Source organism: Acidovorax sp. Root267 (assembly GCF_001429215.1).
Taxonomy (GTDB): Bacteria; Pseudomonadota; Gammaproteobacteria; order Burkholderiales; family Burkholderiaceae_C; genus Acidovorax; species Acidovorax radicis.
On the sequence record NZ_LMJC01000030.1, the window covers coordinates 145650 to 168185 of the forward strand.

A 22536-nucleotide genomic window follows, 5' to 3' on the forward strand; every position below is an offset into this window, starting at 1 on the left:
TTACCCCTCAAACTGCGGATGCAATTGCCGGATGCGGTTCATCGCCATGCCGGCCGCTGCGGTGCGCGTCTCCACGCCGAGCTTGGCGAACACGCGCTCCAGGTGCTTCTTCACCGTGGCGGGGCTGGCGCCCAGGATGTCGCCGATGTCGCGGTTGATCTTGCCCTTGACCACCCAGTACAGCACCTCGGCCTCGCGCGCAGTGAGCTTGAACGACAGGCTCATGGATTCGATGATCTTCGCATCCGACACCTCGCGCATCACGATGAGCCAGTCGCCGCCGCCCGCGCTGTCGCCGGCCTGCTGGTGCAGGCGGAAGGTGAGCCTGCGGGCGCCCTGCTCCACGGCCAGGCGCGGGGGCTCGGCCAGCGATGCGGCCAGCAGTTCTGCGGCGTTGTCGGCCAGCACGTGGCGGCGCAGCCAGGCCTGCACCGGCTCGGGCGCCCATTGACCGAAGGCGGTGGGCGTGCCGTCCGGGCCCACCTCGCCGAAGTAGCTTTGCAGCAGCTCGCGCGCCAGCGGGGTCTGCCACACGATGCGGCCGTCCACCGCGCGCACGGTGATGCTGGCGTAGCCAAACGCATCCAGCGCGTTGCGCGCCTCGCGGGCCTGGCGCGCGTCCTGCCGGGCCTTGCGCGCCGCGCCCAGGTGCACGCCCATGCGGGCCATCACCTCGCGCGGCTTGATGGGCTTGGTGACGTAGTCCACGCCACCCGCCTCCAGCGCGGCGACCAGGTGTTCGGTCTCGGTCAGGCCGGTCATGAAGATGATGGGAATGTGTGCCGTGGCGGGCGATGCCTTCAAGCGCCGGGCCACTTCAAAGCCGTCCATGCCGGGCATCATCGCGTCCAGCAACACGATGTCGGGCAGGGCCTGCGCGGCGCGCTGCAGGGCGGCCTCGCCATGCGTGGCCACCAGCACGGTGTAGCCCGACTCATCGAGCGCGTCGTGCAGCACGGCCAGGTTGTCCGGCACGTCGTCCACGATCAGGACCACATCGCTGTCGGTGCGGTCCAGCGCGGCACCCGGCGCGCCCGGGGCCTGGAAGGGAGGTGGGTTGGCGGTGGTCATCACGAGGGTGCCTGTTCCAGGATCTGGCCCATGGCATCGAACTGGAACTGCTTGGCCAGCTGCCGCATGGTGCCCACAAAAGCGCTGTGCGCGGGCTGGCTGCGTTCAATGTCGTCCAGGGTGTTGAGAATGCCCCGGTAGTAGCCCAAAGACACTGCCTGCGCCAAAGCCGCCAGCGCAGTGGTATCGGGGTACGTGAGGGGTGCGGGCGCCGCAGAGGCCGCTGTGGGCGCTGGCCCGGTGGGTGCCTCGGCAGCCTCGTCGTATTGCCATTGCAGGCCCAGGCGGCGCTCCAGCCAGTCCAGCAGCTCGCTGTGGCGCACAGGTTTGACGATGAAGTCTTCGGGGCTGATCTCCACGTCATTGTCGAGCGCCTTGTCGAAGGCATTGGCGGAGACGATGGCACATTGCACGTCCGGTAACCGCATCTGCCGCACACGTCGCAACGTCTCCCAGCCGTCAATCCCGGGCATGGCCAGGTCCATGAAGATGGCATGGGGCCGGTACCCGGTGGCCAGCAGGTCCAGCGCATCGTGGCCGCTGGCCGCCTGGCGCAGCTCAAAGCCCAGGGGTTCCAGCAGTTGCAGCAGCAGTTCGCGGTCGGGCTCCTCGTTGTCCACCACCAGGATGCGACGGCGCTCGCCTGCATACCCCTTGCGGGCGCGCTGGGCTTGCGCCGCCACGGGCGCCGCCGCCTTGCCCAGCACATCCCCATGCACCTCGGGCAGGAACAGCTTGACGTGGAACACCGAGCCTACGCCCGGCGTGCTGCTCACCGTCAGTTCACCGCCCATCAGCGCTGTGAGCATCTTGGCAATGGTCAGGCCCAGGCCCGCGCCCGGTGCGGCCGCGGTGCTGCCACCGCCCGAGCCGCCGCGCGCAAAGGGTTCGAAGATGCGCTCGATTTCCTCGGTCGCGAGGCCCGGCCCCGTGTCCTGCACCTCGATGCGTGCCATCTCGCGCGCATGGCGCACGCGCAGCGTGACGGTGCCGTGCGCCGTGAACTTGACGGCGTTGCCCAGCAGGTTGATGAGGATCTGGCGCAGGCGCTTGTCGTCGGCGCGCACCACTTCCGGAATCACGCCTTGCACATCGAAAGTGAACGCCAGGCCCTTGGCGGCAGCTTGCAGTTCGAACAGGCTGGCCATCTCGTGCAGCCCGTCCGCAAAGCGCATGGGCGCCACGTCAAGCGTGAGCTTGCCCGACTCGATGCGCGCGATGTCGAGCGTGCCTTCGATGAGCGACAGCAAGTGCTCGCCGCCGCGGCGGATCACATGCACCGCCTGCTTGCGGTGCGGGGGCACGCCCGCGTCCTCGCCCATCAGCTGCGCGTAGCCCAGGATGGAGTTGAGCGGCGTGCGGATCTCGTGGCTGATGGCGCTGATGTAGCGGCTCTTGGCCTGGTTGGCCTGGTCGGCCGCGCGCTGGGCTGCCTCGGCCACCTGGCGCGCCTGCTCGGCCACGCTGCGCGCGGTCTGCAGGGCCTCGTCGGTCTGGCGGTGCAGCTCGATCTCGCGCACCAGCAGGCCGGTCTGGCGGTTGGATTCCTCCTGCGCCACCTGGCGGCTCTTGTGCGCCAGCACCAGCCACCAGGCCACGATGCCCGAGATCACCAGCAGCGCCAAATACGCCTTGAGCAGCCCCGAGCGCAGCGCCACTTCGGGTGCCGCCATCACCTCGGTGTCCGTGGCAGCCTGCGCAATGGTGTTGAGTTCCTGGTGGTACAGCAGCCCCATCACCGAGGCCAGCAGCGGCGCAATCACCAGCATCAGCAGCAGGAAGTGGCCCAGGCCCGTGTCCAGGTAGCGCCACATGGCGCGCGGCAACACCCAGCGCAGGGCGGCCGACCACTGCACCGCCATGCTCGCGTGGGGCTTGCACAGGTCGCCGCAGCGCGCGTCCAGCGTGCAGCACAGCGAGCAGATGGCACCCCGGTACGCGGGGCACTGCGCCATGTCGGGCGCTTCGTACTCGCGCTCGCAGATCACGCAGCGCTGCACGGTGGTGCGCCGGTAGCTGCCCACCTCTGTGCCCAGCCCCCCTTCGGCATTGCGGCGCAGCGGGCCATGCAGGGGCACCGCCACCACGTCGGCCAGCGCAGCGGGCTCCGACTGGCGCGCGATGTAGTAGCGCCCCCCGGTGGCCCAGGCAATGAGCGGCGCAGTGACAAAGGCCACCGCCATCGCGATCACGGCCGAGAACGCCTGCGGCAGCGGGCCGAACAACCCCAGGTGCGCGCTGATGGACAGGATGGACGCCAGCGCCATCGAGCCCACGCCCACCGGGTTGATGTCGTACAGATGAGCGCGCTTGAACTCGATGCCCTTGGGCGACAGGCCCAGCGGCTTGTTGATGACGAGGTCGGCCACCACCGACATGATCCAGGCGATGGCGATGTTGGAATACAGCCCCAGCACCTCGCCCATGGCGCGGAACACGTTCATCTCCATCAGCATGAAGGCGATCAGTGTGTTGAACACCACCCACACCACCCGCCCCGGGTGGCTGTGCGTGAGGCGCGAGAAGAAGTTGGACCAGGCCAGCGAGCCCGCATAGGCATTCGTCACGTTGATCTTGAGCTGCGAGATCACCACGAACAGCGCCGTGGCCGCCACCGCCCAGCCATAGTTGGGGAACACATATTCATACGCGGCCAGGTACATCTGGTTCGGGTCCACCGCGCGCTCGGCCGGCACCATGTGGGTGAGCGCCAGATAGGCGAGCAGCGCGCCGCCCAGCATCTTGAGCACCCCCAGCACCACCCAGCCCGGCCCGCCCACCAGCACCCCCAGCCACCAGCGTCCGCGTGTGGCAGGCGTGCTGGCGGGCATGAAGCGCAGGTAGTCGGCCTGCTCCCCCATCTGGGTGATGAGTGCAATGCCCACCGTGAGCGCTGCACCAAACAAGGGCAATTGGAACGTGGCGCCGCGCATCAATTCACCACCGTAGTGCACAACGCCAGAAAACGCACCAGGATCGCGCACCAACACATAGGCAAACGGCACCACCAGCATCACCAGCCACAGCGGCTGCGTCCACACCTGCAGGCGGCTGATGGCCGACACGCCATGCGTGACCAGCGGAATCACCACAATGGCGCAGATCAGGTAGCCCCAGGTGGGCGGGATGTCCAGCGCCAGCTCCAGCGCGTAGGCCATCACGGCGGCCTCCAGTGCGAAGAAGATGAAGGTGAAGCTCGCGTAGATCAGCGAGGTGAGTGTGGAGCCGATGTAGCCAAAACCCGCGCCGCGCGTGAGCAGGTCCATATCCACCCCATAGCGGGCGGCGTACACGCTGATGGGCAGCCCCGCCAGAAAGATGATCAGCCCCGTGGCCACGATGGCCCAGAAGGCGTTGATGAAGCCGTACTGCACCAGCAGCGTGGCGCCCACGGCCTCCAGGATCAGGAACGACGCCGCCCCGAATGCGGTGTTGGCCACCCGCCATTCGGACCATTTGCGAAAGCGCTGGGGGGTGTAGCGCAGCGCGTAGTCCTCCATGGTCTCGGTGGCCACCCAGCTGTTGTAGTCGCGCCGGACTTTGACGACCTGCTGCGGGGCTTGCTGGGGCTCGTGTGCAGCCATGCCGGGCTCTGTCGGCTGCAGCGGGGTGGCGTCAGCAGGGGCGATGGAGGCAGTGTGGGAAGGCATGGGCAATGGCGGCGGTCACCCCTTCAGGTGCAGTTTCCATGCCATTGCACTTGGGGACGTGCGCCAGATGACGTATGGCGGGCACGGGGCTTGCTGCCTATGATGGAACGGCTCTCGCCAGATCACCCCCGTGCGCCATAGCACGCTCCTCGTGGTCACCCCGCATCGGCTGACGCGCGAGCCAACAACACCAGCATTGAGTACAACGACATGGAACTGACTCCTCGCGAAAAAGACAAGCTGCTGATCTTCACCGCCGCCCTGCTGGCCGAGCGCCGCAAGGCCCGGGGGCTGAAGCTCAACTACCCCGAGGCCATGGCCCTGATCAGCGCCGCCGTGATGGAAGGTGCCCGCGACGGCAAGACCGTGGCGCAGCTCATGAGCGAAGGCCGCACCGTGCTGACACGCGCGGACGTGATGGACGGCATCGCCGAGATGATCCCGGACATCCAGGTCGAAGCCACGTTCCCCGACGGCACCAAGCTCGTCACCGTCCATCAGCCGATCGTCTGACCCTCTTCTCTCTTTGCCTCTTTGCCTCTTCTCTCTGTGGAGCCCTCATGCGCATCGCACTCTCACACCGCCACACAGCCGCTCTTTTTTTCATAGCTTTCAGCGCAATCAGCACAGGCGCCAGCGCTCATACCGGTGCTGAACCGCATATGCACAGCAGCTTTCTGAGCGGCTTTGCCCATCCCTTGTTCGGCATGGACCATCTGGCCGCCATGGTGGCCGTGGGCCTGTGGAGCGCCCTTGCCGCGCGCAGTGCAGGACGCGATCTGCTGTGGGGCCCCGTGGGCTTTGCGGCCATGCTGCTGGCCGGTGCCGTGCTGGGTCTGCAAGGCGTGGCACTGCCTGCGGTGGAGTCCATGATCGCCGCGTCGCTGCTGGCCACCGGCCTTCTCGTGGTGTCGCGCCTGCGGGTGCCGGGCATCGTGGCGGCGCTGGGCGTGGGAGTGTTCGCCGTGTTCCATGGCGTGGCCCATGGCGTTGAGCTGGCGGGCAGCAACAGCGTCTGGCAGACCCTGGCGGGCATGCTGGCCGCCACCGTGCTGCTGCATGGCGCTGGGCTTGCGGCGGGCTTGGTGCTGCGCCACCGCCAGGTGTGGCTGGCGCGCGCAGCGGGCGCTGGCGTGGCCGCGTTCGGTGGCGTGCTGCTGGCGCAAATGGCCTAAGCCTTCCCTCCAAGGAGCCTTCATGATCCCCGGCGAACTCATCACCGAACCCGGCGAGCACGCGCTCAACACCGGCCGCCGCACGCTCACCATCGTCGTGCGCAACACGGGCGACCGCCCCATCCAGGTCGGCTCGCACTACCACTTTGCCGAGACCAACAACGCCCTGGGCTTTGACCGCGCCGCCGCGCGTGGCATGCGGTTGAACATCGCGTCAGGTACCGCCGTGCGCTTTGAGCCTGGCCAGGAGCGCACGGTAGAGCTGGTGGACTACGCGGGCGATCGCCGGGTGTACGGCTTTCAGGGCCTGACGCACGGCGCGCTATAGGGATTTCAAGAAAAACGACCTCTAGCGCTTTACATATAAGCGCTAGCAGCTATCAAAAGTATAGTTAACAGTTCTCGCGGAGCACACCCCATGGCAACCATTGGACGACGCGCCTACGCCGAAATGTTCGGCCCCACGGTGGGCGACCGCGTGCGCCTGGCCGACACCGAACTCCTTATCGAAGTCGAGGCCGACCACACCCTGCGCGCAGGCAGCTATGGCGAAGAAGTGAAGTTTGGCGGCGGCAAGACCATCCGCGACGGCATGGCGCAAAGCCAGCGCACCAACGCACAAGGGGCGGTGGATACGGTGCTGACCAACGCCCTCGTCATTGACCACACCGGCATCTTCAAGGCCGACATTGGCCTGCGCGCAGGCCGCATCGCCTCCATCGGCAAGGCCGGCAACCCCGATGTGCAGCCCGGCGTGGACATCATCATCGGCCCTGGCACCGAGGTCATCAGCTGCGAGGGCAACATCGTCACCGCGGGCGGCATCGACAGCCACATCCACTTCATCTGCCCGCAGCAGATCGAAGAGGCCCTGGCCAGCGGCGTGACCACCATGCTGGGCGGCGGCACCGGCCCTGCCACCGGCACGCTGGCCACCACCTGCACCTCCGGCCCCTTCAACCTGGAGCGCATGCTGCAGGCGGCCGACGCCTTCCCCATGAACCTGGGCTTCCTTGGCAAGGGCAACGCCAGCCTGCCCGACGCGCTGCACGAGCAGATCAGCGCGGGCGCCATCGGTCTCAAGCTGCACGAAGACTGGGGCACCACCCCTGCGGCCATCAGCAACTGCCTGGATGTGGCCGAGGCCACCGACACGCAGGTCGCCATCCACAGCGACACGCTCAACGAATCAGGCTTTGTGGAGAACACCATCGCGGCCGTGGGCGGGCGCGGCATCTGCGCCTTTCACACCGAAGGCGCGGGCGGCGGCCATGCCCCCGACATCCTGCGCGTGGTGGGCGAAGAGAACTTCTTGCCATCGTCCACCAACCCCACCATGCCGTACACCCACAACACGCTGGACGAGCATGTGGACATGCTCATGGTGTGCCACCACCTCGATGCCAGCATTGCCGAGGACCTGGCCTTTGCCGAAAGCCGCATCCGCAAGGAAACCATCGCCGCCGAAGACATCCTGCACGACCTGGGCGCCATCAGCATGATGTCCAGCGACAGCCAGGCCATGGGCCGCGTGGGCGAAGTCATCCTGCGCACCTGGCAGACCGCGCACAAGATGAAGGTGCAGCGCGGCAGCCTGCAGGGCGACACCGGCCGCAACGACAACACGCGCATCAAGCGCTACGTGGCCAAGTACACCATGAACCCCGCCATTGCCCACGGCATCAGCCACGAAGTGGGCTCGCTCGAAGTGGGCAAATGGGCCGACATCGTGATCTGGAAGCCCGCCTTCTTCGGCGTGAAGCCCGCACTCATCCTGAAGGGCGGCATGATCGCCATGGCTGCGATGGGCGACCCCAACGCCTCCATCCCCACGCCGCAGCCCGTGCACTACCGGCCGATGTTCGGTGCTTTCGGCGGGGCGATCGCAAAGACCTCACTCACCTTCGTGTCGCAAGCGGGCTTGGCTGCCGGCATCGGCGAGCGCTTCGGCCTGCGCAAGACGCTGTCCGCCGTGCACAACATCCGCGGCATCCGCAAGCGCGACATGGTGCACAACAGCTACACCCCGAAGATGGAAGTGGACGCACAGACCTACACCGTGCGCGCCGACGGCCAGTTGCTCACCTGCGAGCCCGCCACCGTGCTGCCCATGGCGCAGCGCTACTTCCTGTTCTGAGCAACGCATGGCCGCCATTCCAACTACGCTGCAGATCCGCCTGGACGACCTGAGCGACCCGCGCATCGAAGCCTTCATGCAGGAACACCTGCAGGATATGTATGCGGTGTCGCCGCCCGAAAGCGTGCACGCGCTGGACATGGACCAGCTGCGCCAGCCCGACATCGCCTTCTGGTCCGCCTGGCTGCCGGGGGCGGATGGCGACATGCTGGTTGGCACCGGCGCGCTCAAGCGGCTTGATGCCGCACATGCCGAACTCAAATCCATGCGCACCAGCGCCCACCACCGGGGCCGGGGCATCGCCCGCCACTTGCTGAACCACCTGCTGCAAGAGGCCCGCACGCGCGGCCACACCCAGGTGAGCCTGGAGACCGGGCCGCAGCCCTTCTTCGCCCCCGCGCGCAAGCTGTACTTTCAGCACGGCTTTGTCGAATGCGGGCCGTTTGCCGACTACCGCCTGGACCCGTACAGCTTCTTCATGACCCGCCCGCTGTAGTGGCTACGCACTGCGCCCCGCCACCGTCCAGCCGGGCCACAATGCGCGGTTTGCCGCACGCCACAACGACACCCCTTCCATGATCCAAGCCTCCAAACTCATCCCCCAGGGCAAAGGCCTGGCCCCGGTCCTCATCAAGCGCGCCACCACCATCGAACTCGACTGGGACGTGCGCCAGAAAAGCCGCTTTGCCGCCACCGACTCCACCGGGCGCGAGCTGGGCATCTTCCTGCCGCGCGGCACGCTGGTACGCGGCGGCGATGTGCTGGTGGCCGAAGACGGCTCCATGGTCCGCGTCATCGCCGCGCCGCAGCCCGTGCTGGTCATCACGCACTGCACGCAGCACGGCACCCCGTTCGATCTGACCCGCGCCGCCTACCACCTGGGCAACCGGCACGTGCCCATCGAGCTGCAACCCGACCACCTCAAGATCGAGCCCGACCACGTCCTGGCCGACATGCTGCACGCGATGCACCTGATCGTGACCGAGCAGAACCTGGCCTTTGAACCCGAAGGCGGTGCCTATGCGGCGGGGCACGGCGGCGGGCACCACCACCATGGTGGGCATGGGCATGACCACGGACATGACCATGGGCACGATCACAGCCACGAACACGGGCATTCGCACACACAGGCGCCAGCGGCTGCCGCGGCTCCAGCGCCCACCCGTGGCCGCACCGTGGCCATCCCCGTGGTCGCCCAGGGCCATGTGCACGGCCCGGACTGCAACCACGACCACTGAGCCCCGCTCCATGCGCCTGGACCGCCCCGCGCCCCTGCCCGCCGCCAGCTTCCTGCAGCTGATGTGGCTGGCCTCCCCCGCGCTACCCGTGGGCGGTTTTTCATACTCCGAAGGGCTGGAAAGCGCCATTGAAAACGCCGGCATCGACAGCGAAGGCGCCGTCGGAGAATGGCTGCTGGACCAGCTGCACATCACCCAGGCCCGCGGTGACATGGCCCTGATCGCCAAGGCGGTGGGCGCCTGGCGGCGTGGCGACGGCGGCGACCTGGCCAATGTGCGCGAGCTCAACGACTGGGTGCTGCACACCCGCGAGACGAGCGAGCTGCGCCTGCAGACCGAGCAGATGGGCCGCTCCATGGCCGACTGGCTGCGCAACCAGCACCAGGGCGATGACCAGGTCATGCCCGCCGTGCAGTATCTGGCGGCCCTCCCTCCCACCTACCCCGTGGCCTTTGCACTGGCTGCATCCATCACCCAAGCCCTCGCGCGCGACGTGCTGCTGGCCTATGCCTTCGGCTGGGCCGAGAACATGGTGCAGGCCGCGCTCAAATCCATGCAGCTGGGCCAAAGCGCCGGCCAGCGCATCCTGGCCCGCCTGGCCGACGCCATCCCTGCCGCCGCAGACCACGCCATCGGCCTGATGGACAGCGAACGCCAGGCCTTTTCCCCCATGCTCGCCATCCTGTCGGCCCAGCACGAAACCCAGTACTCACGCCTCTTCCGATCATGACCAACAGCACCAGCACCGCCACCTCCGCCCTGCACCACATCGCGAACCGCACCAAGCAACTGCCGCCCCTGCGCGTGGGCATCGGCGGCCCGGTGGGCTCCGGCAAGACCACCCTGCTGGAGATGCTCTGCAAGGCCATGCGCGACGACTACGACCTGATCGCCATCACCAACGACATCTACACCAAGGAAGACCAGCGCCTGCTCACAGTGAGCGGCGCCCTGCCCGCCGAGCGCATCCTGGGCGTGGAGACCGGCGGCTGCCCCCACACCGCCATCCGCGAAGACTGCTCCATCAACCTCGAAGCCATCGACCGCATGCTGGGCGAGCATCCCAACGCCGACATCGTCTTCGTGGAAAGCGGCGGCGACAACCTGGCCGCCACCTTCAGTCCCGAACTCAGCGACCTGACCATCTACGTCATCGACGTCGCCGCCGGCGAGAAGATCCCCCGCAAGGGCGGCCCCGGCATCACCAAGAGCGACCTGTTCATCATCAACAAGACCGACCTGGCCCCCCACGTGGGCGCCAACCTGGATGTGATGCACGCCGACACCACCCGCATGCGCACCAACGCGCAGGGCGCGCTCAAGCCGTTCGTGATGACCAACCTCAAAACCCTGGCAGGCGTGGCCGACGTGGTCAAGTTCATCGAGACCCGGGGCATGCTGCAAAAATCTGCACCCGCCGTGGGCTAGAATTCGCAGCTTCCGTGCCCGGAGACGTGGGTGAGCGGTTTAAACCAGCAGTCTTGAAAACTGCCGACGGGCAACCGTCCGTGAGTTCGAATCTCACCGTCTCCGCCAAAACGGCACCTCAATACAGGGCGTGCTTTTTTACCCGCCATAGGGTCTGCGCACCGGGAAAATTTCGCTCCGTAAAGGACCGCGGGGAGCACGTCCTGGCAATCCTCTTGCACAACCCAAGCGACTGCAGAGAACGGCCGGCGAGCGCCCTTCTCGTACTACCTGAATTTCTACGACACGCTGCATGAATGCGCGATATGGCCCGCTGCCCGCGCACGCGAGCAACTACACAGTGTTCACAAACTTCACGCGGTGTGGCACACCACCGTGCCAAAGGGCGCAGCAGATTCATGCTTTTTTTCAGGCTCTGACACCAACAGCTCCTCAGCCAACCCGATCTCGTTGCTTTGGTCTTCTGCGTTGGCAGCCTCATCCGTTCCAACACTTTCCGAATGGGCGTTGATGGCCATAGCGGCCTTGCTTGCGATGTGGGCTGCAGGGCAACTGCACCGACGGGTGTGACAAGGAGCAATTGCGCTGCCCCTGCCCAGACCCCACGCAGCGTGCAAGTTCCGCGTTGCGTGGCACAGGCGTCTCCTCGGCGGCCATGGGCTTCACCGCGCACCTCGCTGGACCAAGCTACACACAAAACCACAGCCTTTAAGCTGCGGCTTTCCTGTGGGGGTTTTTTAGAAGCCCAGACGGCGAAGCGCCGCGAGACTCGCCAAGACCAGCAAGCCCGCCATGAGGATCAGTCCCCACTCTGACAAGGTCGGAATGGATGCGGGGCTTGGTGCAGGGGCTGCAGCCCAGGCAACAGCAGCCAACCCAGCCCCTGATGCGGACGTGTCTGGAAAACTGGCGGTACAGGCATCGGGCACGCCACTGGGCGCCACTGCCACAGCCCCGCAGCGAATATTGTGCAGGGCCGAACCGATCCCCCCTGCAATCTGTATCCGGGATACGCGGTCATTGACCACATGCGGGGAAGTCCCGGTCAGCCAGCGCGCAATGAAGATATTGGTGTTCACGACAACGCCACTCGGATCTGTGGTGACCAGCACCTGCACTACACGGACTGCAGGGTCGGCGCTGGAATAGGTGTTGATACCGTCGCTGAGGCTGAAGGCGGTGATCAACGGAAAAATGTTTGCGCTGATCAATCCCCCAGGCAACGGGCTGGATGTGGTGAATGACCCTGACGGTCCCATCGTCAATGTGAAGTTTTGGCAGGGGCCCGCGCCGCACAGCGAGAAATCCGATTTGGATGTGTAGGGGCTCGTCGATGTCGCGGAATAGATGGTGGCCTGAGCGTGGGCCCATCCTGCGGCGAGCAGCAGCGCCAAGGCAGCCATCCAGTGTCTGAAGTGGATTGTCATAGAGCAATAAGTTGTTGGTTGTCTTAGACCCGTCGGCGACGGATAACGGTCAAGCCCATACATCCAGCGAGGACGATGAGGCTCCACTCCGACAAGGTCGGGATGGAAGTTGGGCCTGGCGCAGCGGCTGCAAACCATACTGCGGCGGGGCCGTTGGCTTCCGACCGGGAGGCATCGGAGGGAGTCGCAAGGCACGTATCGGCCATACCCACCAGGGAAATACCGACACTCGAACAGCCTGTGTTGTGGGCAGCAAAGGTTGCGCCGCCTCCAAACTGCAGAACGGAAAGCCGGTCACCCGCGGTATGCGGCGAAGTCCCGGTCTGCCAACGCTCCACCGCGATCAGCACCGAGGTGATGGCCCCCCCCGCGTCGGTTGACACGTTGAACCTGACCACGCGCACGGCGGCATCTGCGCTGGAGTAGGTATTGAGACCGTCACTGAAACTGAAGGCCGTGATCAAAGGGAATATATTCGCGGCGACCAGGCTGCCCGCCATCGGGCTGGACGTCGTGAAAGAACCCGATGCTGCCATTGCCAGGGTGAAGTTCTGACAGGTGCCCGCACCACACGGTGCGGTGAAGTTATTCACGCCTGCGTAGGCACTCGGTGGGGTGACCGTATAGACGGTGGCCTGCGCATGGGCCCAGCTTGCGGTGAACAAAACCGCGATAGCTGCAAGCCAATTTCTCACATTCGACGGCATCAATCACCCCTCTTTTGTAACGCCGAATAATAAAGGGACACCGGCACAACACAATGCCTCTGTCTGCGACGCGTGCATGGGATGGGTCGAATCGATACCATCTCGCGCACCTTATTCACCTGGGCTGCGGCGGTTTCCGGTGGGTAGCCGTGGGTACGACAAGGCCAGTTTCTGCGGCCGACACACCTCACCACTGTGGGCCAATGTGCATTCCGCATGTTTTTGCCTAACAGGGTAGGCATCGCCCAAAAAAAAGCCCGCAGAGTGCGGGCTGAACACTTGCTTGTGCAAGCGGGAGGGATGTCGAAGGGGTATCGACAGCCAGATATTAGGTCGCTCTTTTGCCCCGGTGTGTAGGACATCGCCGATTTTCTGCGGGACACCCTCAAGGCCGGGATATTCACCAGAAGGCACGCTCACACGCTGCGCGTGCCCGATGGGGAGGATGGCCACAGCAGAGGTGCATGGGATCTTCACGTGCCGTAAATTCGCACACAGCCGCGCCCGGAGGCTTTTGCAAGGTACATCGCGGAGTCGGCCTTGCGCAGAAGCTCTTCGGCGTCCAGCGCGTCTGGGGACGACATCACGACGCCCACCGAGGCCCCGATCTGGATGAAATGCGATTCAATCTCCGTCGGCTGGCCGATGGCCTGCACCAGGCGTTCGCCCAGGCGGTACGCGCTGTCGCGGTCAGAGACGCCGCGCTGCAGCAAGGCAAACTCATCGCCACCCAGCCGCGCCACCACATCGTCTTCGCGCGCAGCCTGCGCAAGCTGGCTGGCAACCCAGGCCAGCAATTGGTCGCCCACGGCATGCCCGAAGCGGTCATTGATGGGTTTGAAACCGTCGAGGTCCACATACAACACAGCAAAACCGCGGCCCTGGCGCCGCACGTCGGCCACGGCTGCCTGAAGTGCTTGCAGGAACGCAGAGCGATTCAACAGCGCGGTGAGCCCGTCATGTTCAGCGACATGCCGGATTCTTTGCTCGGCCTCCTTGCGTTGTGTCACGTCGGTGAAAGTGCGCAGTGCGCCCCCACCTTTGATGGGCACGGTCTGGACTTCCACAATGCGACCGTCGGGCCGGGGTCGGTCGTACACATTCAGTTGATCGAGCCCGCCGTTGTGGAGCAGCATCGATTGAACCTCCTGCGAAGCGAGGTCAAATTCGCCGCGTGCACGCAGAAATGCCAGCACATGCGCCAGGGAGGGTTTGGAGGCCATCAACTCCTCGGGCAGCTCCAGCAGTTCCAGCGCCCGGCGATTGCACAGCTCCACAATGCCCGTGGCGCTGATTCTGGCAACGCCCTGGTCCATGCTCTCCAGCGTGGCCTCCAGCAGGATGGACTTCTCTCGCAATTGCGCCTCGTTGTCGCGGGCGCTGCGTTCGGCCTGCGCAAGCCGGTGTTGCTGGCGCTTGAACTCGGTGATGTCCACGTGCGCATAAAACACGGTACCGTCCGAGCCCTGCTTGGCAATCACCCGGCTCCAGCGGTTGTGGGGCAAGGGCACCTCAAACGGCGCTCCGGCAAACCGCATGTGTTCCTGCAGGATGGATAGCCCCCCGTAGAAAGGCGCCATGTCGCCCGGCCCACCGGCAGCCCAGGCTCCACGGTAGATGTCATCAAAGCTGAGCCCGGTCGCAGCAGCGCGGTCGGTGAGGCGATACATCTGCATGAATGGCTCGTTGACCCACTGAATGCGGTGGTCCTCGCCACAAATCATCAAACCGTCGGGGATGCGGTCAAAAAGCTCGGTACTTTCGATAAAGGGGCTGCGCAGGTAGCCAGGTTCATGGATGTTGGCGTCGCCGGGCTCTTCCGGCTGTGGCAACGCGTCTGCGCGCGGTGCCGCTCCACGCCAGCCGCAATGTAGCGGTCGATATTGGGCAACTCTTGCGCGTCCAGCCGTTCGGTGTAGAACCGCCGCAGATTGGCATGGTAGGGCTCGCCTGCGTAAACATGCCCCTCGTGCTCCGGGAAGAATTTGAAGAATGTACGGTTCCAGGCGAGGGCGTGGTCGCCTTCGTCAAACGCACACAGGGCGACGTCCAGCCCATCCAGGGTGTCACCGAGAGAGCGGATGAGGCTGAGAATAGGATCGTCGGACATGGCGTATCGGGGCTGCACAAAACGGTTGCCAAAAAGCCCGTGTGCCACACCGGCCTCCTGTGTTCTGGCCGCTCCCGTGCGGGCAGACCATCGCTGCCCCATTGTGCAGAGCAGGCCTTACGGCAAACCATCGCCATGCGTCTGCCACGCAAGGCGTGTGGCTAGCTGTTGCGGACGGCCAACATTGCCTTGACCGCAATCAAGCCAGGGACAGCCAAAGGAAGGGCCACCAACCACGTTACGGGTGGACACCCGTGCTTTCGGGCCTTCCGGTATGGTGAGGGTCTCGTTTTCAGGAGCCTTGACCATGACGAATATCCCTTTTGCCGCCGCTGGCGGCCTGGTGGTTGCGGCGTTGCTGACTGGTTGCGCAAGCCAGGGGCAGCCCCCTGCACCCTCTGGTGGCCCGGCGGCTGCGCCCTCCGCGCCTGGCGGGCTGTGTAACGCCCAGCCGGCCCAGTCTGCGGTGGGGCAAAACAGCACGGCGTCGGTGGTGGAATCCGCCCGTGTACGGTCGGGCGCGCAGATGGCCCGCATCCTGCGCCCCGGCCAGATCATCACCAAGGAGTTCGACGCGCAGCGGCTCAACCTGGAAGTGGATGGCAACGGCCGAATCCTGGCAGTGCGCTGCGGCTGATCCTTCCAGGCGCTGTGCGGTGTGCGCGGTGCCAGTGGGAGCGGCTAGGGCGCTGCCAGCTCCTGCGCCGCCACGCTCAATCCGCCAGGAACAGCTCCTGCAGGTCATTCAGAAAGTCAAAACCCCGCTCCGTGGGTCGCACGCGCGCCATGTCGCGCTCGATCAGGCCCTTGCGTTCGGCGGCCTCCAGGCCCTTGGCGATGGCGGTGAGGGGCAGGCCCGTGCGGGCCATGAAGTCCTGCAGCGCAAAACCGTCACGCAGGCGCAGGGCATTGAGCATGAACTCAAACGGCAGGTCGGCCCGGCGCACGTCGTCATCTTGCGCTACGGCGCGGCCGGCCAGGGCGTTGTCCATGTAGCGGCCAGGATCGCGAAAGCGCACTTGGCGCACCACCCGGTGCGCAAAACTCAGCTTGCTGTGCGCACCCGCGCCAATGCCCAGGTAGTCGCCAAATTGCCAATAGTTGGTGTTGTGAAAACACTGGTGGCCCGGCTGCGCATAGGCCGAGATCTCGTAGCGCGCCATTCCGGCCTGCCCCGTCAGGGCAGTGATGCGGTCGAGCATGGCATAGGCCTGGTCGTCCTCGGGGATGGCGGGGGGAAACTTGGCGAAGTAGGTGTTGGGCTCGATGGTGAGGTGGTAGATGGAGATGTGTGGTGGTTTGAAGGCCAACGCGGTCACCATGTCCTGCTCCAACTGCTGGGGCGTCTGGCCCGGCAGGGCGTACATGATGTCGAGGTTATAGGTGTCAAACGACGCGGCGGCCTCCTCCACGGCCGCCAAGGCCTGGCTGCGGTCATGCACGCGGCCCAGGGCCTTGAGGTGCTGGTCGTTGAAGCTTTGCACCCCCACCGACAGGCGCGTAACGCCCGCAGAGCGGAAGGCGCGAAAGCGATCTTTTTCGAACGTGCCGGGGTTGGCCTCCAAGGTGATCTCGCAATCAGGCTCCAGACGCAGGCGGGCGCGGATGTCGCCAAGCAGCCGGTCAATCGCCGCCGGGGAGAACAGGCTGGGGGTGCCCCCACCGATAAAGATGCTGTGCACTGTGCGGCCCCAAATGAGCGGCAGCGCGGCCTCCAGGTCGGCCATCAGTGCATCGATGTAGCGCTGTTCGGGAACGCCGTTGCCGCCTGCATCGCCAACGCCCTCGCGGTACTCATGCGAGTTGAAGTCGCAGTACGGGCATTTTTTGAGGCACCAGGGCAGGTGGACATACAGCGACAGCGGCGGCAGGCTGGGCAGCTGCAGCAGCCCTGGGCGCATGTAGTGCTGGATGTCGCGTGCTGGCGCGGGCTCGATGTCGCTCTGCGGCGTGATCGGAATGTGGGCCACCTTCTGTGTCCCTTTACAGCCAGCGCTCGCGCATCAGCGCGAGCATCTGTGCGGCAGAGCGCCCCCGATGGCTGTGGGCGTTCTTCACTTCCACAGGCAGCTCGGCAAAGGTCTTGCCAAATTCCGGGATGAACATCACGGGGTCAAAGCCAAAGCCGTTGCTACCCCGGGGCGCCGTGGTGATCTCGCCCACCACGCGGCCCACGGCAATCAGCGGCTCGGGGTCTTGCGGGCTGCGCACCGCGACCAGGGTGCTGACCATGGCGGCGCGGCGGTTGGCCACGCCCTGCAATTGCTCCAGCAGGGCACGCACGTTGTTGTCGTCGCTTTTCTCGTAGTCGAACTGGGTGCAGTAGTAGGCGGTATCGACACCGGGCAGGCCACCAAAGGCGTCTACACACATTCCGGCGTCGTCGGCCAGCGCGGGAAGCCCGGTGTGTGCCGAGGCGAACCGGGCCTTGGCGAGGGCGTTCTCCACAAAGGTGCGAAAAGGCTCTTCGGCCTCGCCTACGCCAAGGTCCGCCTGGCGCACCAGTTCGACGCCCAACGGCGCGAACATGGCCTGTAGCTCGGCCAGCTTGCCACGGTTGTTGGATGCAAGAACAATTTTCATGGGTCTAAATGGCATCTAGCGCTTATCCATCAAGCGCAAATAGCTATCAATTTATGAGCATTCTCACATTTATTCAGTATCAAGAAGGGCCCGCTGCTGCAACTGCACCAACTCTGCGATGCCTTTTTCAGCCAGCGCCAGCAATTGGTCCATCTCCGTCCGGGTAAACGCCACGCCTTCGGCCGTGCCCTGCACTTCCACAAAATGGCCCGCTCCGGTCATCACGACGTTCATGTCGGTATCGCAACCCACGTCTTCCACGTATTCCAGGTCCAGCAGCGGCGTACCCTGAACCATGCCCACGGAAATGGCAGCCACTGGCTGCATCAACGGCGACTGCGTGATCTTGCCGCTGGCCAGCAACTGGTTGACCGCATCCTGCGCAGCCACCCAGGCGCCGGTGATGGCAGCGGTGCGGGTGCCACCATCGGCCTGGATCACGTCGCAGTCGAGCTGGATGGTGCGCTCGCCCAGGAGTTTGAGGTCAAACACGGCACGCAGCGATCGGCCAATGAGGCGCTGAATCTCCTGCGTGCGGCCGGTTTGTTTGCCACGCGCGGCCTCGCGGTCGCTGCGGCTGTGGGTGGCGCGCGGCAACATGCCGTATTCGGCCGTGACCCAGCCTTCGCCACTGCCGCGCTTGTGGGGTGGCACACGTTCTTCCACCGATGCCGTGCAAAGCACCTTGGTGTTGCCAAACTCGATCAGCACCGAACCCTCGGCGTGCATGGTGTAGTGGCGGGTGATGCGCACGGGACGCAGCTGGTGGGCGGCACGAGCGCCGGTACGGGTAAAAGTGGTCATGTGGTTTCCGGTGTCAAAAATACGCGGGCCTCCCGCACGGCCCAGGGCGCATGCCAACAAGCCAGTCCGTCAGTTCGATACATCTGCAATGGGCCGCGGCACTGGCGGCCCATCTCGCAGGCTCTCTGCCCGAGGCCCGTACAACATGCGTTGCCCAAACCAGGACCGCCACCCAAGGACCGCCCATATCAGCCGTACGAGCGCTGGCTGTGTCTCTATCCCGAATTGCACCGCAATTCGGACGAAGGCGGAAGGCGCGAAGCAACTCAGGGGGTTGTCATGCCTTTCGGGCAGCTGAGCGTCGAATCGCTTCGTTGATCTCGGCGATGGACCGCTCGATGGCGGCGTCGTCCAGGTCGTCCACGAGGCCATCGAGTGGCCCGGCCTGGATGGTGGACGCAAACACGTCGTCGCTGATGCTGTCGGTCGAGACGCCTTGCGTGGACTCGAACGCATCGGGCGTCTCCCACTCCATGGCAATCACCGTGACGTTGTCGCTGCTGTCACCCGCCTTGCGCAGGGCATCTTCCACCAGTTCAGGCACCGCGTGCGACACCGTGTTGCGGGCCAGTTGCTTGGCGATGTCTTCGTCGCTGAGTGTGCCCCACAGGCCATCCGAACACAGCAGGATGCGGTCGCCCTGCTCCAGGTACACGGGGCCGGTGATGTCGTAAATGGGTTTGGTGGGCGAGCCCAGGCAGGTGAACAGCACATTGCGGTTGATGCGCTCCAGGCCTGGCGGCGGGGAGTTGCGCAGCTCCATATAGGAGTGGTCGCGTGTGCGGGTCAGCAAATCACCATCGCGCACCATGTACAGGCGCGAATCGCCGCAATGGATCCAGGTGGCGGTGCCAGCCTGCAGCACCGCTGCCACCAGCGTGGTACGGGGGGTGTCGAGCATGCCCTTGTCAGTGGCATAGCGCAGGATCTGGTGGTGTGCCGCCAGCAGCGCGCCCGACAGAAATTCCTGCACATCCTTGAGCTGGGGCTTGGCCTGGCGCTGGAACAGCGCCGAGATGGTCTGCAGCGCAATCTGCGCAGCCACCTCGCCTTCGGGGTGCCCCCCCATGCCGTCGGCCAGCACAAACAGGCACGATTCGCGCGTGTAGCAATAGCCCATGCGGTCTTCGTTCTTCTCGCGGCCACCGCGGCGGCTGATCTGGAATACCGAGAACTTCATAGGGACCCACGCAGGCAAGGATGCACCAAGGCATCGTCAATGAACATGTGCCTTGCCCGAACCCGCTTTGCGTGAGCCGTGTTCATTTGGGCTTGGCCCCGATACCGGTGGCTTCACCCACCTTTTGCACATTTTTCTTGGTGTCGGACACCAAGGTGTCAAGCTGCAGGCGCATTTTCTCGGCCACCGTGAGCTTGGTGTAGCGGCGCTCGCCCTCGCGGCTCAGCTCCTTTTGCAGGGCGAACACGGATTGTGGGCGCGACAGCGGATCAAGTGCCATGCACCACTCCACCACCTCGATGAGGTTGTCGGAGTAAACGCCGCGCAGCTTGGTCAGCGCCAGCGACAAGCGGTCTTTCTCGATGCGCTGGGGCGCCTCGTTGGGCGGAAAGCCCTGCATGCAGGCATAGATGCAGGCACCAATGGCGTAGATGTCGGTCCAGGGGCCCATGGACGAATCGCGGCGGTACATCTCGGGCGCGGCAAAGCCGGGGGTGTACATGGGGCGAATGAAGTTGCCTTCCTTGGAAAGCACCTCGCGCGCCGCGCCAAAGTCGATCATCACGGCCTTGTTGTCGTCGGTGATGAAAATGTTGGCAGGCTTGATGTCGAGGTGCAGCATCTTGTGCTGGTGCACGATGCGCAGGCCGCGCAGCACTTCGTCAAAAAGCGAGCGAATGGTGGATTCGCGGAACACCTTCTGCGTCTTGAGATCGCGTGCGGTGATGATGAAGTCCTGCAGGGTGGCGCCCTCCAGATAGTTCATCACCATGTAGACGGTTTCGTTCTCACGGAAGAAGTTGAGCACGCTCACCACGGAGGCGTGCGAAATCTGCGCCAGCGCGCGACCTTCTTCAAAGAAGCTCTTGAGGCCCAGCCGATAAAGCGACAGCTTTTCAGACTGCACCTTGGGCAACAACTCGCCCGGCGCACGCGTGGCCAGCGAAGAGGGAAGGTATTCCTTGATGGCGACCTGCTGCCCCTCGGTATCGAGGGCCAGATAGACCACACCAAAGCCGCCAGAAGACAACCGGCGCACCACGCGGTAGCCGCCTATTGCGGTATCGGGCGGCAGAGGAGCCGGCTTGATTTTTGACATATTTTGCGAAGATGACTCGGGGGTGGAGCGGAACCCGGATAATCGCCGGATCGCAAGCAACCATCAAAAAGTCCAATGCCAGTTTACAGCATGACCGGATACGCCAGCGCACAGCATGGCGCATCTGCCACTGGCGCTGAAACCGACGCCCGCGCGCCCCAGTCGCGCCGGCTGGGGCTGGAAATCCGCTCGGTCAACAGCCGCTTCCTGGACCTTTCGTTCCGCCTCCCCGATGAACTGCGTGCCATGGAGCCCGCACTGCGCAGCCTGCTGACGGCCCGCCTCAAGCGCGGCAAAGTCGAAGTCCGCGCTGCCCTGGAGAACGAGGACAGCAACACCTTGCAAGACCCGCCAGCGCGGCTGCTGCAGCGGCTCAACTCTTTGCAGGATTCCGTCAAGGCCTGGCTGCCGACAGCGGCGCCCCTCACGGTGGCCGACGCCCTGCGCCTTTGCGCCAATGCGCCATCGGGCTCTGAAGACTGGAGTGAAGCCGTGCCTGCTTTGGCGGAAGAAGCCCTGACAGCCCTGATGGCCTCCCGTGAAAGAGAGGGGAAGCGCCTGGCTGCCATGCTGCTGGACAGGGTCAAGCAATTGCGCGCCCTGGCAGAGCAGGCTGTCCCCATGGTTCCCCTGCTGGTCGAGCAGCAGCGGCTGCGCTTCATGGAGCGCTGGAAGGAAGCCATGGCCCTGACCGACGGCGCGACCCTGCCCGAAGCAGCGCGCGACCGTGCCCTGACAGAAGCCACGGCCTTTGCCATCCGCATCGACGTGGCCGAGGAGATCACCCGGCTGGACTCCCACCTGGATGAGATCGAACGCCTGCTCAAGAAGGGCGGCGAAGTGGGGAAGCGCCTGGATTTCCTGATCCAGGAACTGCACCGCGAAGCCAATACGCTGGGCTCCAAATCTGCCGCACTCGACCTGACCCGCATCAGCGTGGACATGAAAGTGCTGATCGAACAGATGCGCGAGCAAGTGCAAAATATCGAGTAATACTCATTTTTTGATAGCGCCTAGCGCACATCAACTATGGACTATCCCGGAAATCTCATCGTAGTTGCGGCTCCCAGTGGTGCCGGCAAATCCAGCTTGGTCAAAGCCTTGCTGGAGTTGGACTCCCATGTCCACCTGTCGATCTCCCACACCACCCGCGCGCCACGTGGTCAGGAAAAGCATGGCCGCGACTACTACTTTGCATCGCAGTCCGAATTTGACGCCATGGTGGAGGGCAATGCCTTCGTGGAGTGGGCACACGTCCACGGGAACCGCTACGGAACCTCCAAAAAAGCCATCGAGGAGCGCATCGCTCAGGGCTCGGATGTGATCCTGGAAATCGACTTCCAGGGCGCACTACAGATCAAGGAGGCCTTTGCGAATGCCCTTCTGGTCTTCATCCTCCCGCCGAGTTGGGAAGAGCTACGCTCGCGTCTGGAACGCCGGGGCGAAGACTCCCCGGAAGTGATCGAAATCCGCCTCAAAAATGCGGCTACAGAGATGGCGCAGGTGAGCAAATTCGACTTCGTTATAATCAATGAGTTGTTTGAGCGCGCGCTTTTCGACCTGAAAGCCGTAGTTCACGCCCAGCGACTCAAGTACGCCGCCCAGCGCCGCGCCCGTGCTGACACCTTCCAGTCGCTCAATATCACCTGAATCCCGGAGTAAAACGATGGCACGCATCACTGTAGAAGACTGTCTGGAAAAGATCCCCAACCGCTTCCAGCTCGTGTTGGCCGCCACGTACCGTGCCCGCATGCTGAGCCAGGGCCATGCCCCCCGCATCGAAAGCCGCAACAAGCCCGCCGTGACCGCCCTGCGCGAGATCGCCGAAGGCAAGGTCGGCCTGGAAATGCTCAAGAAGGTTCCCGGTTGAATTTTTTCCTGGGCGCAGCCCGCAAAGAGCACCGCGACAGCGGTGCTTTTTTTTGCC

The 22536-nt window shown here is 64.6% G+C and carries 24 protein-coding genes and 1 tRNA gene; 13 read left to right on the top strand and 12 right to left on the bottom strand.

The window, feature by feature from the left end:
* Together ASE39_RS19275 and ASE39_RS19280 are read right to left on the bottom strand one after the other, a co-directional pair.
* Positions 1-1071 carry a response regulator gene (locus ASE39_RS19275; RefSeq protein WP_057272207.1) on the bottom strand — a complete coding sequence of 357 codons (1071 nt, stop codon included), beginning with the start codon at positions 1069-1071 and terminating at the stop codon, positions 1-3.
* On the bottom strand, positions 1071-4655 hold the full coding sequence (locus ASE39_RS19280; RefSeq protein ID WP_242421506.1) for an ATP-binding protein: 3585 nt from the start codon (positions 4653-4655) through the stop codon (positions 1071-1073). The genes ASE39_RS19275 and ASE39_RS19280 overlap by 1 nt, the downstream gene beginning before the upstream one ends.
* Before the next feature lie 276 nt (positions 4656-4931).
* On the opposite strand from ASE39_RS19280, the gene ASE39_RS19285 reads away from it, so the two are divergent.
* The 9 genes from ASE39_RS19285 (at position 4932) to ASE39_RS19325 (ending at position 10807) form a co-directional block, all read left to right on the top strand.
* Entirely contained in the window at positions 4932-5234 is a 303-nt protein-coding gene (locus ASE39_RS19285; RefSeq protein WP_055399013.1) for an urease subunit gamma, read from the top strand.
* A gap of 47 nt (positions 5235-5281) precedes the next feature.
* The gene (locus tag ASE39_RS19290) at positions 5282-5896 is read left to right on the top strand and encodes a HupE/UreJ family protein (RefSeq protein ID WP_057228768.1); all 615 of its coding nucleotides are present in this window, start codon (positions 5282-5284) and stop codon (positions 5894-5896) included.
* Between the two features lie 22 nt (positions 5897-5918).
* Positions 5919-6224, top strand: a complete 306-nt coding sequence (locus ASE39_RS19295; protein ID WP_057228769.1) for an urease subunit beta — start codon at positions 5919-5921, stop codon at positions 6222-6224.
* A 90-nt stretch (positions 6225-6314) separates the two neighbouring features.
* Positions 6315-8033 (top strand): urease subunit alpha, encoded by a 1719-nt coding sequence (gene ureC / locus ASE39_RS19300; RefSeq protein ID WP_057272209.1) that lies wholly within the window; start codon positions 6315-6317, stop codon positions 8031-8033.
* Positions 8034-8040: 7 nt separating this feature from the next.
* Entirely contained in the window at positions 8041-8529 is a 489-nt protein-coding gene (locus ASE39_RS19305) for a GNAT family N-acetyltransferase (RefSeq protein ID WP_057272210.1), read from the top strand.
* A gap of 79 nt (positions 8530-8608) precedes the next feature.
* Positions 8609-9271, top strand: coding sequence for an urease accessory protein UreE (gene ureE, locus ASE39_RS19310; RefSeq protein ID WP_057272211.1), 663 nt, complete (start codon positions 8609-8611; stop codon positions 9269-9271).
* Between the two features lie 10 nt (positions 9272-9281).
* Positions 9282-10001 (top strand): urease accessory UreF family protein, encoded by a 720-nt coding sequence (locus tag ASE39_RS19315; RefSeq protein WP_057272212.1) that lies wholly within the window; start codon positions 9282-9284, stop codon positions 9999-10001.
* A complete protein-coding gene (gene ureG / locus ASE39_RS19320; protein WP_057272213.1) occupies positions 9998-10699 on the top strand; it encodes an urease accessory protein UreG in 702 nt (233 codons plus the stop codon). The genes ASE39_RS19315 and ureG overlap by 4 nt, the downstream gene beginning before the upstream one ends.
* 20 nt (positions 10700-10719) lie before the next feature.
* Positions 10720-10807 (top strand) — tRNA-Ser (locus ASE39_RS19325).
* A gap of 245 nt (positions 10808-11052) precedes the next feature.
* Here ASE39_RS19325 and ASE39_RS27190 read toward each other — a convergent pair.
* The 5 genes from ASE39_RS27190 to ASE39_RS27195 all read right to left on the bottom strand — a co-directional run bounded on the left by ASE39_RS27190 (position 11053) and on the right by ASE39_RS27195 (position 14943).
* Positions 11053-11217, bottom strand: coding sequence for a hypothetical protein (locus ASE39_RS27190; RefSeq protein WP_242421498.1), 165 nt, complete (start codon positions 11215-11217; stop codon positions 11053-11055).
* A gap of 219 nt (positions 11218-11436) precedes the next feature.
* Positions 11437-12126 carry an IPTL-CTERM sorting domain-containing protein gene (locus ASE39_RS26050; RefSeq protein ID WP_242421499.1) on the bottom strand — a complete coding sequence of 230 codons (690 nt, stop codon included), beginning with the start codon at positions 12124-12126 and terminating at the stop codon, positions 11437-11439.
* A gap of 23 nt (positions 12127-12149) precedes the next feature.
* Positions 12150-12833, bottom strand: coding sequence for an IPTL-CTERM sorting domain-containing protein (locus ASE39_RS19330; RefSeq protein WP_082615514.1), 684 nt, complete (start codon positions 12831-12833; stop codon positions 12150-12152).
* 473 nt (positions 12834-13306) lie between these two features.
* Positions 13307-14557 (bottom strand): sensor domain-containing diguanylate cyclase, encoded by a 1251-nt coding sequence (locus ASE39_RS19335; protein WP_242421507.1) that lies wholly within the window; start codon positions 14555-14557, stop codon positions 13307-13309.
* On the bottom strand, positions 14557-14943 hold the full coding sequence (locus ASE39_RS27195) for a hypothetical protein (RefSeq protein WP_242421500.1): 387 nt from the start codon (positions 14941-14943) through the stop codon (positions 14557-14559). The genes ASE39_RS19335 and ASE39_RS27195 overlap by 1 nt, the downstream gene beginning before the upstream one ends.
* Before the next feature lie 307 nt (positions 14944-15250).
* Between ASE39_RS27195 and ASE39_RS19340 the strand changes: the two genes are divergently transcribed.
* Positions 15251-15580, top strand: coding sequence for an I78 family peptidase inhibitor (locus tag ASE39_RS19340; RefSeq protein WP_057272215.1), 330 nt, complete (start codon positions 15251-15253; stop codon positions 15578-15580).
* A 76-nt stretch (positions 15581-15656) separates the two neighbouring features.
* Here the strand turns inward: ASE39_RS19340 and hemW are convergent, their stop codons facing one another.
* From hemW to ASE39_RS19365, 5 genes are all read right to left on the bottom strand, one after another.
* On the bottom strand, positions 15657-16913 hold the full coding sequence (gene hemW, locus ASE39_RS19345) for a radical SAM family heme chaperone HemW (protein ID WP_057272216.1): 1257 nt from the start codon (positions 16911-16913) through the stop codon (positions 15657-15659).
* Positions 16914-16926: 13 nt separating this feature from the next.
* Positions 16927-17526 (bottom strand): RdgB/HAM1 family non-canonical purine NTP pyrophosphatase, encoded by a 600-nt coding sequence (gene rdgB, locus ASE39_RS19350; protein ID WP_057272217.1) that lies wholly within the window; start codon positions 17524-17526, stop codon positions 16927-16929.
* A 69-nt stretch (positions 17527-17595) separates the two neighbouring features.
* On the bottom strand, positions 17596-18330 hold the full coding sequence (gene rph / locus ASE39_RS19355) for a ribonuclease PH (RefSeq protein WP_057272218.1): 735 nt from the start codon (positions 18328-18330) through the stop codon (positions 17596-17598).
* A gap of 277 nt (positions 18331-18607) precedes the next feature.
* Positions 18608-19510 carry a PP2C family serine/threonine-protein phosphatase gene (locus ASE39_RS19360; protein ID WP_010461845.1) on the bottom strand — a complete coding sequence of 301 codons (903 nt, stop codon included), beginning with the start codon at positions 19508-19510 and terminating at the stop codon, positions 18608-18610.
* 82 nt (positions 19511-19592) lie between these two features.
* Positions 19593-20609 (bottom strand): serine/threonine-protein kinase, encoded by a 1017-nt coding sequence (locus tag ASE39_RS19365; RefSeq protein WP_007855567.1) that lies wholly within the window; start codon positions 20607-20609, stop codon positions 19593-19595.
* Positions 20610-20684: 75 nt separating this feature from the next.
* Here ASE39_RS19365 and ASE39_RS19370 point away from each other — a divergent pair, with 75 nt between their 5' ends.
* The 3 genes from ASE39_RS19370 to rpoZ are packed head-to-tail and all read left to right on the top strand — an operon-like array spanning position 20685 to position 22479.
* Positions 20685-21602, top strand: a complete 918-nt coding sequence (locus ASE39_RS19370; RefSeq protein WP_082615515.1) for a YicC/YloC family endoribonuclease — start codon at positions 20685-20687, stop codon at positions 21600-21602.
* A 36-nt stretch (positions 21603-21638) separates the two neighbouring features.
* On the top strand, positions 21639-22259 hold the full coding sequence (gene gmk, locus ASE39_RS19375; RefSeq protein ID WP_057272220.1) for a guanylate kinase: 621 nt from the start codon (positions 21639-21641) through the stop codon (positions 22257-22259).
* 16 nt (positions 22260-22275) lie between these two features.
* Positions 22276-22479 carry a DNA-directed RNA polymerase subunit omega gene (gene rpoZ / locus ASE39_RS19380; RefSeq protein ID WP_005794722.1) on the top strand — a complete coding sequence of 68 codons (204 nt, stop codon included), beginning with the start codon at positions 22276-22278 and terminating at the stop codon, positions 22477-22479.
* Positions 22480-22536 lie beyond the last annotated feature (57 nt).

Excerpts from the sequence above, each read along its gene's own strand:
- ASE39_RS19275 (WP_057272207.1), bottom strand. The coding sequence starts at position 1,071 with ATGACCACCGCCAACCCACCTCCCTTCCAGGCCCCGGGCGCGCCGGGT.
- ASE39_RS19280 (WP_242421506.1), bottom strand. The coding sequence starts at position 4,655 with ATGGCTGCACACGAGCCCCAGCAAGCCCCGCAGCAGGTCGTCAAAGTC.
- ASE39_RS19285 (WP_055399013.1), top strand. The coding sequence starts at position 4,932 with ATGGAACTGACTCCTCGCGAAAAAGACAAGCTGCTGATCTTCACCGCC.
- ASE39_RS19290 (WP_057228768.1), top strand. The coding sequence starts at position 5,282 with ATGCGCATCGCACTCTCACACCGCCACACAGCCGCTCTTTTTTTCATA.
- ASE39_RS19295 (WP_057228769.1), top strand. The coding sequence starts at position 5,919 with ATGATCCCCGGCGAACTCATCACCGAACCCGGCGAGCACGCGCTCAAC.
- ureC (WP_057272209.1), top strand. The coding sequence starts at position 6,315 with ATGGCAACCATTGGACGACGCGCCTACGCCGAAATGTTCGGCCCCACG.
- ASE39_RS19305 (WP_057272210.1), top strand. The coding sequence starts at position 8,041 with ATGGCCGCCATTCCAACTACGCTGCAGATCCGCCTGGACGACCTGAGC.
- ureE (WP_057272211.1), top strand. The coding sequence starts at position 8,609 with ATGATCCAAGCCTCCAAACTCATCCCCCAGGGCAAAGGCCTGGCCCCG.
- ASE39_RS19315 (WP_057272212.1), top strand. The coding sequence starts at position 9,282 with ATGCGCCTGGACCGCCCCGCGCCCCTGCCCGCCGCCAGCTTCCTGCAG.
- ureG (WP_057272213.1), top strand. The coding sequence starts at position 9,998 with ATGACCAACAGCACCAGCACCGCCACCTCCGCCCTGCACCACATCGCG.
- ASE39_RS27190 (WP_242421498.1), bottom strand. The coding sequence starts at position 11,217 with ATGGCCATCAACGCCCATTCGGAAAGTGTTGGAACGGATGAGGCTGCC.
- ASE39_RS26050 (WP_242421499.1), bottom strand. The coding sequence starts at position 12,126 with ATGACAATCCACTTCAGACACTGGATGGCTGCCTTGGCGCTGCTGCTC.
- ASE39_RS19330 (WP_082615514.1), bottom strand. The coding sequence starts at position 12,833 with ATGCCGTCGAATGTGAGAAATTGGCTTGCAGCTATCGCGGTTTTGTTC.
- ASE39_RS19335 (WP_242421507.1), bottom strand. The coding sequence starts at position 14,557 with ATGATTTGTGGCGAGGACCACCGCATTCAGTGGGTCAACGAGCCATTC.
- ASE39_RS27195 (WP_242421500.1), bottom strand. The coding sequence starts at position 14,943 with ATGTCCGACGATCCTATTCTCAGCCTCATCCGCTCTCTCGGTGACACC.
- ASE39_RS19340 (WP_057272215.1), top strand. The coding sequence starts at position 15,251 with ATGACGAATATCCCTTTTGCCGCCGCTGGCGGCCTGGTGGTTGCGGCG.
- rdgB (WP_057272217.1), bottom strand. The coding sequence starts at position 17,526 with ATGAAAATTGTTCTTGCATCCAACAACCGTGGCAAGCTGGCCGAGCTA.
- rph (WP_057272218.1), bottom strand. The coding sequence starts at position 18,330 with ATGACCACTTTTACCCGTACCGGCGCTCGTGCCGCCCACCAGCTGCGT.
- ASE39_RS19360 (WP_010461845.1), bottom strand. The coding sequence starts at position 19,510 with ATGAAGTTCTCGGTATTCCAGATCAGCCGCCGCGGTGGCCGCGAGAAG.
- ASE39_RS19365 (WP_007855567.1), bottom strand. The coding sequence starts at position 20,609 with ATGTCAAAAATCAAGCCGGCTCCTCTGCCGCCCGATACCGCAATAGGC.
- ASE39_RS19370 (WP_082615515.1), top strand. The coding sequence starts at position 20,685 with ATGCCAGTTTACAGCATGACCGGATACGCCAGCGCACAGCATGGCGCA.
- gmk (WP_057272220.1), top strand. The coding sequence starts at position 21,639 with ATGGACTATCCCGGAAATCTCATCGTAGTTGCGGCTCCCAGTGGTGCC.
- rpoZ (WP_005794722.1), top strand. The coding sequence starts at position 22,276 with ATGGCACGCATCACTGTAGAAGACTGTCTGGAAAAGATCCCCAACCGC.